At 67.6% G+C, this 15,398-nt stretch carries 10 protein-coding genes and 1 pseudogene; 6 read left to right on the top strand and 5 right to left on the bottom strand.

All coding sequences use genetic code 11. The features are described from left to right. Window positions 1-46: 46 nt before the first annotated feature. The gene (locus H9L22_RS14740; protein ID WP_187720571.1) at window positions 47-1,360 is read right to left on the bottom strand and encodes an ABC transporter substrate-binding protein; all 1,314 of its coding nucleotides are present in this window, start codon (window positions 1,358-1,360) and stop codon (window positions 47-49) included. Window positions 1,361-1,536: 176 nt separating this feature from the next. Here H9L22_RS14740 and H9L22_RS20565 point away from each other — a divergent pair. From H9L22_RS20565 to H9L22_RS19095, 5 genes and pseudogenes are all read left to right on the top strand, one after another. Then, window positions 1,537-2,969: pseudogene (locus H9L22_RS20565) on the top strand (GH1 family beta-glucosidase). A gap of 137 nt (window positions 2,970-3,106) precedes the next feature. After that, window positions 3,107-4,423 carry an endo-1,4-beta-xylanase gene (locus H9L22_RS14730; RefSeq protein ID WP_187720570.1) on the top strand — a complete coding sequence of 439 codons (1,317 nt, stop codon included), beginning with the start codon at window positions 3,107-3,109 and terminating at the stop codon, window positions 4,421-4,423. A gap of 208 nt (window positions 4,424-4,631) precedes the next feature. Further along, a complete protein-coding gene (locus tag H9L22_RS14725) occupies window positions 4,632-6,491 on the top strand; it encodes a glycoside hydrolase family 3 protein (RefSeq protein ID WP_187720569.1) in 1,860 nt (619 codons plus the stop codon). A 29-nt stretch (window positions 6,492-6,520) separates the two neighbouring features. Next, a complete protein-coding gene (locus H9L22_RS19100) occupies window positions 6,521-7,477 on the top strand; it encodes an ABC transporter transmembrane domain-containing protein (RefSeq protein WP_226965891.1) in 957 nt (318 codons plus the stop codon). Then, window positions 7,447-8,259: an ABC transporter ATP-binding protein gene (locus H9L22_RS19095; protein WP_226965890.1), complete on the top strand. Its 813-nt coding sequence runs from the start codon at window positions 7,447-7,449 to the stop codon at window positions 8,257-8,259. Before H9L22_RS19100 ends, H9L22_RS19095 begins: the two co-directional genes overlap by 31 nt. Before the next feature lie 50 nt (window positions 8,260-8,309). Here H9L22_RS19095 and H9L22_RS14715 read toward each other — a convergent pair whose 3' ends face one another. After that, on the bottom strand, window positions 8,310-9,341 hold the full coding sequence (locus tag H9L22_RS14715; RefSeq protein ID WP_187720568.1) for a LacI family DNA-binding transcriptional regulator: 1,032 nt from the start codon (window positions 9,339-9,341) through the stop codon (window positions 8,310-8,312). Between the two features lie 36 nt (window positions 9,342-9,377). On the opposite strand from H9L22_RS14715, the gene H9L22_RS14710 reads away from it, so the two are divergent. Then, window positions 9,378-10,019, top strand: a complete 642-nt coding sequence (locus H9L22_RS14710; RefSeq protein ID WP_187720567.1) for a TetR/AcrR family transcriptional regulator — start codon at window positions 9,378-9,380, stop codon at window positions 10,017-10,019. Window positions 10,020-10,072: 53 nt separating this feature from the next. Here the strand turns inward: H9L22_RS14710 and H9L22_RS14705 are convergent, their stop codons facing one another. The 3 genes from H9L22_RS14705 to H9L22_RS14695 form a co-directional block, all read right to left on the bottom strand. After that, the gene (locus tag H9L22_RS14705; protein WP_187720566.1) at window positions 10,073-11,566 is read right to left on the bottom strand and encodes an MFS transporter; all 1,494 of its coding nucleotides are present in this window, start codon (window positions 11,564-11,566) and stop codon (window positions 10,073-10,075) included. Between the two features lie 109 nt (window positions 11,567-11,675). Beyond that, window positions 11,676-13,631 carry an alpha-amylase family protein gene (locus H9L22_RS14700; protein ID WP_187720565.1) on the bottom strand — a complete coding sequence of 652 codons (1,956 nt, stop codon included), beginning with the start codon at window positions 13,629-13,631 and terminating at the stop codon, window positions 11,676-11,678. A gap of 327 nt (window positions 13,632-13,958) precedes the next feature. Continuing rightward, window positions 13,959-15,200: an IS256 family transposase gene (locus tag H9L22_RS14695; protein ID WP_187720564.1), complete on the bottom strand. Its 1,242-nt coding sequence runs from the start codon at window positions 15,198-15,200 to the stop codon at window positions 13,959-13,961. Window positions 15,201-15,398: the final 198 nt, after the last annotated feature.

Genomic DNA, 15,398 nt, shown 5'->3' with positions numbered 1-15,398 from the left:
CCGATCAGCTCTTGGCCCTGAGCCAGCAGCGCGTTGACCTCTTCGGTCAGGGCGGCGGTCGCCTCGTCGACGGACTGGTCCCCTTGATCGCGCTCTGCAGCGCCTTGTCGATCGCCGCGTTGATGGCATCGATCGTGATGTACGGGGAGTCGGGCAGCGGCTTCGCGAACTGGATCTCGTTCTGGGCGACGGCGAACGCCTGCTTCTGGAAGTCCAGCTCCTGAGGCAGCTTGTCCATCAGGGACTTCAGAGACGGCATCCCCCATCCGCTGGAGGCACGCGCCACGGCGGGCGGACCGGCCATGAAGTACTCCATGAGCCGCCACGCGCCGTCCTTGTTGTCGGCCTTGGCGGGGATCCACCAGCCCTGTCCGCCATAGGTGGGGTTGACCCGCGTATCGCCCATGGTGGGCGCCGGCGCCATCTTGACGGTCTGGAGGGAGCCCTCGGCGGCGAAATTGCCGCCGAACCAGTAGCCGTCCTGCGTGATGGCCATCCGCTCGGCCGCGAAGGTGGAGAAGTCCGAGCCGTCAGCGAGAGGATCGAGCGAGGTGGGACCGACTCCCGCCTCCGCGAAGTCGACGTACCACTGGAAGGCGCGGCGTGCTTCGGGGGTAGTGAAATCGATCTCGGTGAGATCGTCGTTGAAGAGGCTGCCGCCCTGCTGCATGACCATGGCCGACATCGGCGCGTAGAGGGACCACGCCCACTCGAGGCCCAGGCCATGGACCTGCGTGGTGTCGCCGTCCTTGACCGTCAGCTGCTTGGCGATCTCCAGGAGCTCGTCGTAGGAGATCGCCTCGGTGTCGCTGAGGTGGGGCACGCCGGCCTCGTCGAACAGCCGGGTGTTGTACCAGAGGCTCGCATCCTGGCTCCAGTCCTTGACGATGCCGTACAGCGGGCCGGAGCCGCTCTTCGTGCCGTCCCAGCGGAAGCCGTCGTTGACCGGCTGCAGGTCGTCCTCACGCAATACGGTGCTCTGCTCGAGGTAGGGCGTCAGATCGGTGGCCAGTCCACGCGCGTTCCAGTTGGCGCTACCCGTCGCCGGGCCGGTAGCGATGTCCGGTGGGTTGCCCGACGCGATCATGGTGTTGAGCCTGGTCGGGTCCGTCAGGATGATCTCGATCTCGACGTCGGGGTTGTCCTTCTTGAACTCGGCGATCATCTCCTCGGTCAGGTCCTGGGCGCCCGCCATGACGGTGATGGTGCCAGTGGCAGGTCCGATGGACGCCGGGCCCGACGTGGGGGCCGCGGAATCAACGTCCGACGCGGGGCTGCATCCGGCGAGCAACGAGACGGCGGTTGTGACTGCGGCGGCGGCGAGAACTCCTCGCCGGCCGATGCTGATAAAACGGTCCATGTTGACCTCCCTGAAAGTCTGGAAGCCTCGTCTGTGAGTGCTCCGGAGATCAAGGTAAGGCGGCATCTGAGGCCTCGCAAAACAATTTGCGCAAGGATCGGCGGATAGCACCCGACCCTCTGGATCCGCTACCAATCACCTGATAGGTTCCGGCGAAACGGCACCGGGAGGACCTCATGTACCACGACCAGATCACGAGTGGGTCTCTGACGTTTCGCGAGCCCTTCCTCCTCGGCGCGGCCACTGCCGCCTACCAGATCGAGGGCGCCGCACATGAGGGAGGACGCGGGGCATCCATCTGGGACACCTTCAGCCATACCCCGGGGAAGACGGCCGACGGCGCGACGGGCGACGTGGCCGCGGACCACTACCACCACCTCGAGGCCGATCTCGATCTCATCGCCTCGCTCAACCTTGACGCGTACCGGTTCTCCATCTCGTGGCCACGGGTGATGCCGCTGGGCGACGGCGACATCAACCAGGAGGGGCTCGACTTCTACTCCAGGCTGGTCGACGGGCTGCTCGCCCGCGGCGTCGAGCCGGTGGTGACGCTCAACCACTGGGATCTGCCCCAGTCGCTCGAGGACCGGCACGGCGGCTGGCGAGGGCGCCAGACGTCGTACGCGTTCGAGAGGTACGCCGAGGTGATGGGCGCGGCACTGGGCGACCGCGTCGCCATCTGGGCCACGCACAACGAGCCGTGGAACAACTCCTACTCGGGGTACGGCAGCGGAGCCTTCGCGCCCGGAGTGCGGTCGCACGAGGCGGCGCTCCGCGCGGTGCACCATCTCAACCTGGCCCACGGCCTGGGGGTCGCGGCTCTTCGCCGTACCATCACACGACCCGATGCACGGGTCTCCGTGGTGCTCAACATCTTCCGGATCGAGGCGGAGCCCGGCCATGAGGAGGCCGCCCGACGGGTTGACGCCATCGCCAACCGGGCCTTCACCGGACCCATGCTGCGGGGGCGTATCCCGCGGAGCTCTTCGACTACACGCGCCATGTGACCGACTGGAGCTTCGTCCAGCCCGGCGACCTCGAGACTTGTCACCAGCCGCTCGACCTGCTGGGAGTCAACTACTACGAGGTGATGCACGTGCGCGGCGCGGCCGACCTCGACCCGGAGAACCTGAGCCTCGGCGGCACGGACTTCCCCAGTTCGGAGTACGTCGAGACCGTCCAGCCCGAGAGCCTGGAGCGCACGGGCATGGGATGGGGCATCGAGCCGCAGGGCTTGACGAACCTCCTGCTGGCCCTCACCGAGGAGTACCCCGAGCTACCCATCATGGTGATGGAGAATGGCGCCGCATTCCACGACCAGGTGACGCAGATCGACGGGCGGCCGGCGGTGCTCGACCACCACCGCACCAGCTACCTCATCGGGCACGCCACGGCGACCCACCGGGCCATCGAGCAGGGCGCGAACGTCCAAGGCTACTTCGTGTGGTCGCTGCTGGACAACTTCGAGTGGGCGCTGGGCTATGGCCCGCGCTTCGGGGTGGTCCGCGTCGACTACGAGACGCAGGAGCGGCTGCCCAAGCTCAGCGCGCACTGGCTCGCAGAGCTCTGCGCCACGCGGACCATCCCTCACCTCCGCGAACACCCGTGACCCAGACCCGGGTTGCCGCTCCCGGCCTTGGAGAGAGGAGTTGACACGTTCGACGCGCGGCACCAGAAACACGCATCCACACACCCGCTTCGCATTGACGCGAGCGGAGATCCACTCAGAGAAGAGAAGGACCCCCCATGCGCTATCGACGCATCCTGGCAACCGCGGTTGCCACCGCCCTTGGCCTGACAGCCCTGATCGCGCCCTCGGCCTCCGGCGACGAACCAACCCTCCGGGAGATCGCCGAACCAGCCGGAATCCTCATCGGGTCCGGGGCGGTCAACCCCGATTACCTCGACGACCCCCAGTTCGCCCAGGTGCTAGCCGCCGAGTTCGAAAGCCTGTCGCCCCAGAATGAACTCAAGTGGACGTTCGTGCACCCCGAGAAGGACGTGTACAACTTCGACGGCCTCGACCGCCTCGTCCAGTTCGCCCAGGACAACGACATGCAGGTGAAGGGGCACGGCCTGATCTCCGGGTGCTGCAATCCTCAGTATCTCCTCGACATCACCGATCCTGACGAGTTCCGCGACGCCATGGTCGAGCACTTCACCACGGTGATGGGCCGGTATTCGGAGACGATGGACCGGTGGGACGTCGTGACCGAGATGTTCGAGACCCAGGGGTCCACCCTCAACGAGAACGACTTCTACAAGGTGCTGGGCCCGGACTACATCGCCGAGGCCTTCCGGATCGCCCATGAGGCGGATCCCGATGCCAAGCTGTTCATCAACGAGAACATGGTGGAGTTCCTGCCCGAGAAGCGTCAGGCGCTCTACGAGCTCGTCTCCGGGCTGGTGGCCGACGGGGTGCCCATCCACGGGGTGGCGCTGCAGATGCACGAGACCTACGTCGGCCCCCAGCCGGGCGTGATCACGGAGATCGTCAACTCCTACCACGATCTCGGGCTCGAGGTCTCCATCGCGGAACTCGACGTCCACACCTACGACGCCGATGCTCAGGCAAAGATCTACGGCGACGTGGTGGCCGAGGCCCTCGCCGCAGGTGTCACCGAGATCAGCACCTGGGGGTTCACCGACAAGTACCTCTGGACGTGGCTGCCGGGCGCGAAGCCCCTCATGTTCACCGAAGAGTACGAGCCAAAGGCCGCCTACCTCGCTTACCGGGACGCCCTGCTCAGCTTCACCCACGACGCGACCGCGCCGTCGGTGGCCAAGCTGTCGAGCACCAACGACTCCAAGCGGCCGTTGGACGGCAACTACACGGTGTCCATGGAACTGAAGAAGGGGACCCCCGGCAGCTACTTCCGCCTCTACGAGAACGACGTCCTTGTCTACGCTCAGGCGCTGGACGCGACCCTGGGCTCCCCCCAGGTGATCGAGGTGCCGTTCACGGCCAAGTCCAACGGCACCTACGTGTACCGGGGAGAACTCGTCAACTCCCAGGGCACAACCGAGTCCAAGTCGACGACCGTCAAGGTCAAGCGGGCCTGACGCACACGCCGTCGGCCATGTGGGTGGCCGCCCTGAGTTCCGCCTCGGGACGGCCACCCACCCCACCAGCAGCCGCGAGGCCCTTCGCCTTCGCCCACCTGCCGACCTCAACCCCACCACCGTGCGGCGCCGTGAAGGCACCGTACGCGTGACCTAGACACATCCCCCACATCGGCCTCCTGATATCTCCCCCGAAAGGCGCACGGACATGGCCCCAGTGATCGCGGTCTCCGACGACGGCACTCTCTACCGCGACCTCAACCGCAACGGTGTCATGGACCCCTACGAGGACCCGCGGCTGACCCCGGAAGAACGCGTCGAGGACCTCGTCGGGCGGCTGTCGCTCGCCGAGAAGGTGGGCCTGATGTTCCACACCGTCATCGAGATGGACCAGGACGGCGACCTGCTCGAGCGGCCCGGGAACATCAGCAAGTCGCCCACCTCCCACGTCGTCCTGAGCAAGCTGATGAACCACTTCAACGTCCACGGGATCACCGACGGGGCGACGGCGGCAAGGTGGGTCAACCGTCTCCAACGGCTCGCGGAGCAGACCCCTCACGGCATCCCGATCACCATTTCCAGTGATCCCCGGCACGCGTTCGCGGAGAACGTGGGGGTGGGATTCTCCGGCGGCCCCTTCTCCCAATGGCCCGACAGCCTCGGGTTGGCCGCGATCGACGATCCGGCGACTACGGAGGCGTTCGCCGACATCGTCCGGCAGGAGTATGTGGCCGTGGGGATCCGCGCGGCCCTGCATCCCCAGGTGGACCTCGCGACGGACCCCCGCTGGTGCCGACAGCTCCAGACGTTCGGCGCCGAGGCGGGCCGCTCGGCGGCACACACCGCCGCCTATCTGACGGGCCTCCAGGGCCCCGTCCCCGGCGCCGGCAGCGTCGCCTGCACCACGAAGCACTTCCCCGGCGGCGGGCCCCAGAAGGACGGCGAGGAAGCGCACTTCCCCTACGGCAAGCAGCTCGTCTACCCTGCGGGTCGCTTCGAGGAGCACCTTGAGCCCTTCCGGACGGCCATCGCGCATGGCACGGCCGGCATCATGCCCGGCTACGGCATCCCCGTGGGCCTGGTGCTGGACGGCCACCCCGTCGAGGAGGTGGGGATCGGCTTCAATCGACAGCTGCTGCAAGGCCTCCTGCGGCAGGCCATGGGCTTCGACGGTGTGATTCTGACGGACTGGGAACTCATCAACGACAACCACGTGGGAGACCAGGTCCTTCCTGCGAGGGCTTGGGGGGTGGAGGGGCTGCAACCGAGCGAACGCCTCCTCAAGCTGCTGAGCGCCGGCGTCGACCAGGTGGGCGGTGAGGAGTGCGTGGAGACGCTCCTGGGCTTGGTGACAGGAGGCCTGGTGCCGGAGTCGCGCCTCGACGAGTCGGTGCGCCGTATCCTCCTCGTCAAGTTCCGGCTCGGCCTGTTCGACAACCCCTACGTCGGCGAGGAGGCCGCGGCCACCGTGCCGGGCTGTGACGCACACCGCGAGGCGGGACGGGTGGCCCAGTCCCGATCGGTGGTGGTGCTCGAGAACCACGAGGTCCGCGGGCGCCAGGCGCTGCCGCTGGCCCCGGGTGCCCGCGTCTACCTGGAGGGCGTCGACCCCGCCACGCCGGGCCTGCCCGGACCGGTGGTGGCCACCCCGGAGGAGGCCGATGTCGCGATCGTCCGGATCGGCGCCCCCTTCGATCCTCGCGACGACCTGTTCCTGGAGTCCTTCTTCCACCAGGGGTCCCTGGAGTTCAGGCCCGGGCTGATCCATCGGCTGAGGACGATCGCAGCGGCCGCTCCGCTCATCGTCGACGTGGCGCTGGACCGAGCCGCCGTGCTGACCCCGCTCTCCGACATCGCCACTGCGTTGACGGTGACGTTCGGCGTCTCGGACGGCTCGCTCATCGATGCCCTGACGGGGACCGTGCCGCCGATCGGGCGGCTGCCGGTCGCCATCCCGGTGTCCATGGACGCCGTGCGTGCCGTGGATTCCGACGCCGGCCTTCAGCCAGCCGCGTGCCTCTACCCCATCGGCACCGGCTTAGGGACGGGAGTTCGCACGGCACCATGAGGGCCCGGCCACCGTACGACAGAGGTCACGTGGACATCAGCGGCGCGCGGCCTGTGCGCTCACTTCTCCGCCTGCTGCGGCGGCGACCAGGGCGGCTCACCCTCGCCGTTCTCGCGTTCGCCCTCAAAGAGATCCCGGTCTGGTATCTGCCTGTTGTCACGGCGGCGATCATCGACATCGTGGTGAACTCCGGCGACCTGCGGGGCGTCCTCATCTGGTTCGCCGTAGCCGCGGCTCTGCTGCTGCAGAACTACCCGAACACGCTATTCTACACACGCAGCTTCATGACGGTCGTCCGAGACACGGGAGCAGTGCTGCGCAACAGCCTTGCGGCCCGCCTCCAGACTCTCTCGATCGGGTACTACGGCAGGGTGAGCTCCTCCGTCGTCCAGACGAAGGTCGTGCGGGACGTCGAGAATATCGAACTCATGCTTCAGCAGGTCACGCCGCCGGCGCTGTCGTCGGTGATCGTTCTGGCCGGCGCCATTGGAATGACCGCCCTTGCCGTGCCAGCATTTCTTCCCGTCTACGCTCTCACCGTTCCGGTCGCGATCGGCCTGCGCGCGGCCCTCCGGCGGCGGACGGTGGCGCCGAACGCGGAGTTCCGGCGTGAGATGGAGGGCCTTGCCAGCCGTGTCGGCGAGATGGCAGTGATGATTCCCCTGACGCGCGCTCACGGGCTCGAGGAGACCGCGGTCACTCGAGTGGCCAGTCGCGCAGACGGGGTGCGCACAGCGGGCCTTCGACTCGACATGCTCAATGCCCACGTGTCCACGATCTCGTGGATCACGATGCAGCTGCTGGGAGTGGCGTGCCTCGTCCTCGCTGCAGCCTTCTCCTTGACGGGTGTGCTCGCCATCACGCCAGGTGAGGTCGTCCTGCTGTCGACGTACTTCACTCTCCTCACTCAGGGGCTGACCCAACTGCTCATGCTCATCCCGGTGACCGCCCGGGCATGGAGTCGGTGCGGTCGATCGCGGAGGTGATGCAGGAGCCGGATCTGGAACTCAACGAAGGCAGGCAGAGCGTCCCCTCCGTCAGTGGCCGGCTCACGCTGCGGGGTGTCACCTACCGCTACGCCGACGCCGACGGCGACGCCCTCCACGGCATCGATCTGGACATCGCCGCAGGCGAGACCATCGCCTTGGTCGGGTCGTCCGGATCGGGCAAGTCCACGCTGCTGAACCTGGTTCTCGGCTTCGTCCGGCCAACGTCGGGCCGGATCCTTCTCGACGGCGTCGACATGGGCTCTCTCGATCTGCGAACGGTTCGTCAACACATCTCGGTTGTTCCGCAGGAGTCGGTCCTGTTCGAGGGCACCGTCCGAGAGAACGTCGCCTACGGACTTCCCGCGGCTCGTGACCGCGAGGTGACTGCGGCGCTGGAGGCTGCCAACGCCCTCGACTTCGTTCGGGAGCTGCCCGAGGGGTGGGACACGCGTGTGGGCCAGCACGGCGCGCGACTATCGGGAGGTCAGCGTCAACGGCTGGCGATCGCCCGCGCGCTCATCCGCGACCCGCGCATCCTGCTGCTCGACGAGGCCACGAGCGCACTGGATGCTGAGTCGGAGGCGTCGGTGCGGGATGCGCTCGCGCGGCTGATGCGTGGGCGGACGACGCTGGTGGTCGCGCACCGACTCTCCACCGTCCGTCAGGCTGACCGCATCCTGGTCCTGGAGTCCGGCCGGATCGTCGAGGCCGGAGACCATGAGGAGCTGGTCGGGCGTGGAGGCCGCTACGCCGCACTGCACGCCGGCAGCCTCGGTTGACGAACCCCACACCTCCGCTCCGCGCGACGACGAGGCCACCCGGTCACCTCCTAGCCGGAGCCATCCGGCCCGGCCGTGGACTCGCGGACGACGAGGTGGGCGGGCAGCTCGTGGCGCTCAGGAGCGAGCCACAGCTGCTCGGCCGAGCCTGTGAAGATCAGTTCCACAGCCTTCGCCGTCATCTGCTCCACCGGCTGGTGCAGCGTGGTGAGCGACGGGGCGGCGCGCGCCGCGCGGGCCTCGTCGTCGAAGCCGACGACGAGGACGTCGACGCCCACCCTGCGCTTGGCGTGGTAGGCCGACTCGTAGCATCGCAGCGCGATGTTGTCGTTGGAGGCGAAGATGCCGAGGCGGCCCGTTCGGTCCACCATCAGGGCCGTCAGCTCAGGGATCGGCCCGTCTCCGTCCCACCGCGTCTGCACGGTTCGGAGCTGGAAACCCGGCCCGCCGGCCTCGACGGCGGCGCGGAACCCCGCCTCACGTTGCCGGACGAAGCGGTAGGCGGGCCTGGCCTGCACGCTGATGAAGTCCGTGACGCCGAGGTCCACCAGGTGCTGGCCGGCGGCATAACCCCCCTCCCGATCGGTCGTGCCGACGCTGCACACATTGTCATTCGAGGCCGTCATAGGGTCGAGGAGCACGACGGGGACACGTGCCGCCCGAAGATTGGCCAGCTGGGGCGGCGACGGATGCGCGAGCCCGATGACGATGCCCACCGTCCCACGCCGCAGGACGCGGCTTGGCCAATCGTCGTCGTCATCATCGAGACGCTCCGTCGTCAGCGTGAGGTCCAGCCCCATCTTCGCGGCGCCATGCCAGGCGCCCCGAACGACGCGGTCGCTCCACCAGTGCGACACCTGCCCCATGACTAGGTCGATGGTGGTGGCTTCAGGTGACCGGCGTCCTCGCGGCGTCCAGGAGCGGTCGTACCCGAGGGCTTTCGCCGCAGCCAGCACCCGGGCGCGCGTGTCCGGCCGGAAGTCGCCTCGCTGGCTCAGCACCCGCGAAACGGTCGCCGGTGAAACCCCGGCCGCCTTCGCGACGTCGGTCAGTGTCGCGGCGGACTTCTCGCCTTCGGTCATCCTCACCTCCGCCACGCCAGACGATACCGTGGGGCAATGCCCGAGACGAGTAAGGACCCCAACCGGCTCCAGAAGGGACGGGAGCGTCGTCGCGAGATCGTGGCCATGGCCGCCGATCTCTTCGCCGCCGACGGATACCGCCACGCCTCGGTGCGTGAGCTGGCCAAGCGGGTCGGGCTGTCCCAGGCCGGAGTCCTGCACCACTTCTCCGCCAAGGAAGAACTCCTCGTTGAGGTCCTCGAGTTGCGCGATGCGTCCGTGGCCGAGCACCTGTCGTCGGCCCCCGCCTCGGACGTGCGTAGCCGCTCTCGGGAGGTGGCGCGGCATGCCGAGGAGCATCCTGGCCTGACCTCGCTCTACATCGCGCTCTCCGCGGAGGCCATCACCCCGGATCATCCCGCCCACGCCCACTTCGTGGAGCACTACCGCCAGGCCCAGGTGACGACGCGCCCGCAGCGGGACGCTACGCCCGGCAGCGACGCGGGCATCAGCGACGAGATGATCGCCACCCTCGGCACCGCAGTGATGGACGGGCTCCTGTTGCAGCGGCGGTACCGCGACGATCTGGACGTGGTCGCCGCCGTGGACGCGTTCTGGGGCCTGGTCTCAGCCGCGCGGGCCCCGTCGCAGCCTCCCGCCGTGACGGCCGGCAGCGACAGTGGCGCGAATCCGACCTGAGCCGGGACGGCCGCCCCTCCAGCCGACTGGTCCGGAGATTCGGCCGCGCGTGGTCACTTGACCTCCTCCTCGCCGTCGGCGGCGCCGGAGAGGAGCGGTGCGACTCCCGCCATCCCGGGTGTCCCGGCGGCGCCGAGGGCCTTCTTCATCTCCTCGATCTCCGCGTACATGGCCGCCTGGTCGTCCTTCTGGCGCAGCGGGTAGAAGTACATGATCCCGGCGCCGATCAGCGCCATGATGGCGGGGACGCCGAACAGGACCAGCCCCAGGCCGCTGAAAAGCTCTGCGGGGATGACCTCTGCGGTCTCGAACGCCTCCGCGTCGTAGCCGACGGAGACGAGGATCGCACCCATGGCGGCGGCCGACAGGGCGGCCTGCATCTTCTGGATGAACCCGGCCAGCGCCCCGAGCGTGCCCTGCATGCTCTTGGCCATCCGGAACTTGTTGTAGTCCGCGGTCTGCATGCCGACGACGGTGCCGGGTATGAACGCCATGCCGAGAGCGAGCGTCACCAGGAAGAGCAGGGGGAAGAGGATCCACTGGTCCGTGATCGGTCCGCCGAGGTTGATGAAGAAGAGCAACGCGAACGGGAGGGCCGTGAACACGCACACCCAGATGAACGCCTGCGCGGGCGTGAACCAACGAAAGAGCAGCTGAGAGGCCGGCACGCCCAGGATGTTGCCGACGATCATGACCAGACCCAGGATGGCGGAGGTCGTGGGGAACGCCTCGACTCCGAGCGCGTACTTGATGTAGTAGTTCGCGCCCGCGAAGAGCATCGTCCAAGTGAACCCCTGGAAGATCGCCGCCAGCTGGGAGATCCAGAAGGGCTTGTTCGTGCGGATCATCACGGCGAGGTCGCTGAGCCGGACGGTCTCCTCGCCCACGTTCGCGTCCCCCTCCTTGACCATCAGGATCCCGATGAGGGAGATCGCCGCGGCCGGCACGAGGAACAGGGTGACGGCCAGGCCGAAGTTGGTCTCCCCCGGAGCGGGGCCCAGAGCGTAGGCGGCGGGGATGAGGCCCACCATGAACGCGGCAGCCACCAACCCGATGATCCGGGGCGGACCCAGCAGCTTCGACCGTACGCGGGGATCCGGCGACATCGTCTGCATCAACGGGTTGAACGGCATGAGGGTGAAGGCCGTATCGAAGAGCAGGTACAGCACGTACACCAGGACGAGTTTGAGGGCATCGTCCATGGCGAGGGGCAGGTGGAACAGCGCAATGAGCATCAGCGCCGAGGTGGGGATGGCCACCGCAATGTAGGGCTTGAAGCGGCCCCAGCGTGTGCGCGGCGTCCGGTCCATGAGGTAGCCGAGGAGCGGGTCGTTCACGGCGTCCCAGACGCGGCCCACCACGAGCATGGTGGCCGCCGCCGCGGCGGCGGCTCCCGCCACACCGGTGTACAGGCCCGCATAATCGGTCAGAAAGAGCATCAGGGCGCTGGTGACCATCGCCGTGCCGATGCTGTGCGAGATGCCCATGGTGGCGACGCCGAATCGCGTCCTGAAGTCCAGTGGGTACTGCTTCCTACTGCGCGCCATCGTTGGTGCCCTTCTCTCACTCCCAACATTGGGAGCGTCGCGGAATCGATGATGAGTACCGTGCTGTCACGTGTCGACGGCCGGTATTCGCCGAACGCGGCTCGGGCGCTCAGCCCAGGGTCAGGTGATAGTTCACGGCTGGGATGTCGCCGGCCAGATCGAACCGCGTCCCGGACGCCGTCGGCACACCCGGGATAGTGCACACCAGATCGCCGTGCGGGTCGAGGGCGACCAGCTCGGCGCTGTGCGCCGAGACGTGGATCACCCCCGCCAGGGTGTCGGCGGCAACCTTGCCGGCGAGCTTGACGGCGGTGAACTCGAAACCGGGGTACACGTCCACGGGTGTGTAGGTCGTCTCATCCATGCCGGTCTTGCCGACCGCCGTCAACAGCAGTTCTGTGGCGTCGTTGATGCGGGCCGCGTCCAGGGGGAGCAGGGCCAGCGACATGCGTTCGTTGGCCGACTCTACGCGTATGCGCTGCCCGAGCCGGACCTCCGGCGTGGGCGCACCGCTGAAGTAGGCGCACGACGGAGTGTCGATGCTGAACCGGGCGTTGTCGGGATCGAAGTCCAGCTCGCCGGTCGAGGAGACGAGGCGTTCCTCCACGAACCCCGTACCCGCTGGGATCACATTCCACGTCGTCAGCGCCTTGGTGACCGCCGCCGCGAAGCCGCGATAGTCCCCGCCGCCCGCCACCTCCGAGATGTCCGCGAAGTCGAGCGTCCGCCCCCCGGATTCCGGAGCGACCGCCGCCAACTCACGACGGTGCGGATCCGCGTAGGGGGACCAGGCGTAGCGCACGCGGTGGGGCGCTGTTCCGAGGTCCGCACCCGCCATGAACCCGGCGGTGACGGCGACGTCGGCGTCCCTGTCGTAGGAGTCGCCCTCCGTCAGGAACACGGAGCGCATCTCAAGCACGTAGGGCAGGAAGGTGTGAGGCATCGCGTGGCGAGTGGGCAGGGTGAGGAGGTCGGCGGCCGTGTAGACCAGGTCAGCGCGCTGGGGCGCGGGCGCGACGAGGCCCTTCAGGAAGAGGGCGGCCATGAAGCCCCACTGGCTGATGAGGGCGACGTCGTTGTAGGCGTCGAACAGGTTGAGGATCTCGTCGTCGGGCTGGTCGTCTGCGTCCTCGGAGGTGTGGTGGCAGTAGAGGATCAGCGCGTCCCAGTTGTTCAGACAGGCGTAGGCGGTGGTGTGGACTGCCGCGGTGGCGTGGAACGGTGCCGCGCCGTACTCGTTCCACTCGCTCAGGGCGAAGGGCTTCCCGGCGATGACCGCCGTCGAGCCGAGGCTCAGCAGAGTGGTGCGCAGTGGGCCAGCGTCCTTCTGCATCGTCAGCGGGTTGGTGGCCACGTAATCGGCCAGGCCACCGACGACGTAGGTGTTGTCGACGTACGGCAACAGCGGGTGATTGAAATAGGCGTTGTTCTCCATGATGTCGGCATCGCTGTGGCCGAAGACATCGGCGGCTCCGGCGACCAGGTTGCTCGTCGCGATCGGAACCCGGACACCGATACCGACAAGGAAGTCCTTCATGCGGCGGTAGAACGACCGGTTGGCCTCGATGCCGAACGCCATCCAGTCGGCGTACCGCGCGGGGCTGACCTCGCCGTCCCACGGGCCCATGGGCTCGTTGACTGGCTGGAAGAATCCCCCCTCCACGACGCTCACGGTGCCGGCGACGGGGTCCTCGTCGACGCCGAGGGCGCAGACGCCCTCGAAAGTCCAGGCCTCCCGGAGACCCTCCCGGGAGCCGTACCGCTCGAGAAGAAAGTCGTTGAACCGGCGCCGCAGCTCGTCGCGGTACGGCCGGACAGCAGGATCGTCGGCCAGCTCGGCGGTGCCCTTGATCACGGAGTCCTCGTTGTTGATCTGGACCGTCATGACCGCGGGATCATCGATGAGCGCGAGGCCGGTGTACGGGTTCACGTGGCAGAGCAGTTCCCGGGCGTACTCCTCCTGGAGTGCGATGAGACGCTCGTTGATCATGGTGAAGCACTTGAGGGAGCCGGGCAGGTCCCCGGGGTAGTCGAGTCCGTCACCGGGCCGGAACGCCCGGGCCACGATCAGGTCAACGTGGAGGTAAATGCCCCGCTGCTTCAGCTGGGCGACGAAGTAGTCGAAGCGGTCGAGCCCGTCGGGGTGGAAGCGACGGGTGGTCCCGCTGCCGTAGTCCAGTAGCGGGCTGTCGAGCGTGCTGCTCCAGCTGCCCGGCTCCGCTCCCTGCGGCGCATCGGCGGCATGCAGTCGGATGACGTTGACCCCGAGGGTGGCGAATCGTTCCGCGAGACGCTCGGCGCTCGCATGATCGGGCGTGTTGGAGCGCGTCGGCAGGTTGAAGCCGATGAACCGGGGGTCAAGTCCAGTGGAGTGGTGTAGCGGTTCCTTCGTTTAGGCGGGCAGGGCGAGGGGTTCGGTGGTCTCCTGTTCGGTGTTGGTGATGGTGGTGAGGCGGCAACGGTGGAGGATGTCGAGGCCGAGGTAGCGGCGGCCTTCGGCCCATTCGTCGGTTTGCTCGGCCAGGACGGCGCCGACGAGGCGGATGATGGCTTCCCGGTTGGGGAAGATCCCGACGGAGTCGGTGCGGCGGCGGATTTCTCGGTTCAGCCGTTCGGCAGGGTTGTTCGACCAGATCTGGGTCCATACGTCCTTCGGGAATCCGGTGAACGCGAGCACGTCGGCCCGGGCTTGTTCGAGGTGCTCGGCGACGTCGGGCAGCTTGTCTGCGGTGTAGTCGAGGAGCCGTTCGAACTGGGCTTCGACGGATGTGGCGTCGGGTTGGTCATAGACGGAGTGGAGCATCGCTTTGACCGCCGGCCACATGGTCTTGGGTGTGACGGCCATGAGGTTGGCTGCGTAGTGGGTGCGGCAGCGCTGCCAGGCCGCGCCGGGCAGGTTCGCCGCGATCGCTTCCACTAGGCCGGCGTGGGCGTCGGAGGTGACCAGTCGGACGCCGGCCAGGCCGCGGGCGACCAGGTCAGCGAAGAACGTGTTCCACGCGGATCGGGTCTCAGAGGTGGCGACCTGCAGGCCGAGGACTTCGCGGTGTCCGTCGCCGTTGACGCCGGTCGCGATGAGGACGACGGCGTTGATCACCCGGCCGCCTTCGCGGACCTTCATCGTCAACGCGTCGGCAGCGACGAACGTGAACGGGCCGGCCTCGTCGAGGGGTCGGTGGCGGAACTGCGCGACGTGTTCATCGAGGTCTGCGGCCATTCGGGACACCTGGGATTTCGACAGGCCATCGATGCCCAACGTTTTGACGAGTTTGTCCATCCGGCGGGTGGAGACGCCGGCGAGGTAGCAGTCAGCGATCACCGTGATCAGCGCGGCTTCGGCTCGTTTGCGGCGTTCGAGGAGCCACTCCGGGAAGTAGGTGCCGGAGCGAAGTTTGGGGACGGCCACATCGATGGTGCCGACGCGGGTGTCGAGGGGTCGGTGGCGGTAGCCGTTGCGCTGCGCGAGCCGAGCGGCGGTGGCTTGTCCCCATTCGGCGCCGCAGACGGCGTCGGCATCAGCGCAGAGGAGGGCGTTGATCATGGTCTGCAGCAGCTGGCGCATCATGTCTGGGGATGCTTCGGTCAGCAGGTTGCCCAACACGCGGGCGGGGTCGACAATATGGGGAGCGGTCATCGTGGTTGATTCCATTTCGAGAGAGCTTTGGTAGGTGAACTCGAAGGATCCCGCGGTGACCGCGCCATCGTCATCCGGCATGGCCACCAAGGGGCTACACCACTCTATGGGGCTCTACTTAGGGTGGAGAGAGCCAGCGGCCTCGGACGCTGACTCAGGAACCGGTCATAGGCATCCTGAAGCGTGCGCACCTTCGGC

Origin of the sequence: Tessaracoccus defluvii, from assembly GCF_014489575.1 — a bacterium.
Classification (GTDB): domain Bacteria; phylum Actinomycetota; class Actinomycetes; order Propionibacteriales; family Propionibacteriaceae; genus Arachnia; species Arachnia defluvii.
This window is presented reverse-complemented; position numbering and strand designations above follow the sequence as displayed.

Bases quoted from the DNA above. Each gene is read 5' to 3' on its own strand.
- H9L22_RS14725 (WP_187720569.1), top strand. From the start codon at position 4,632: ATGGCCCCAGTGATCGCGGTCTCCGACGACGGCACTCTCTACCGCGAC.
- H9L22_RS14740 (WP_187720571.1), bottom strand. From the start codon at position 1,360: ATGGACCGTTTTATCAGCATCGGCCGGCGAGGAGTTCTCGCCGCCGCC.
- H9L22_RS14715 (WP_187720568.1), bottom strand. From the start codon at position 9,341: ATGACCGAAGGCGAGAAGTCCGCCGCGACACTGACCGACGTCGCGAAG.
- H9L22_RS14695 (WP_187720564.1), bottom strand. From the start codon at position 15,200: ATGACCGCTCCCCATATTGTCGACCCCGCCCGCGTGTTGGGCAACCTG.
- H9L22_RS14705 (WP_187720566.1), bottom strand. From the start codon at position 11,566: ATGGCGCGCAGTAGGAAGCAGTACCCACTGGACTTCAGGACGCGATTC.
- H9L22_RS14730 (WP_187720570.1), top strand. From the start codon at position 3,107: ATGCGCTATCGACGCATCCTGGCAACCGCGGTTGCCACCGCCCTTGGC.
- H9L22_RS14710 (WP_187720567.1), top strand. From the start codon at position 9,378: ATGCCCGAGACGAGTAAGGACCCCAACCGGCTCCAGAAGGGACGGGAG.
- H9L22_RS19095 (WP_226965890.1), top strand. From the start codon at position 7,447: ATGGAGTCGGTGCGGTCGATCGCGGAGGTGATGCAGGAGCCGGATCTG.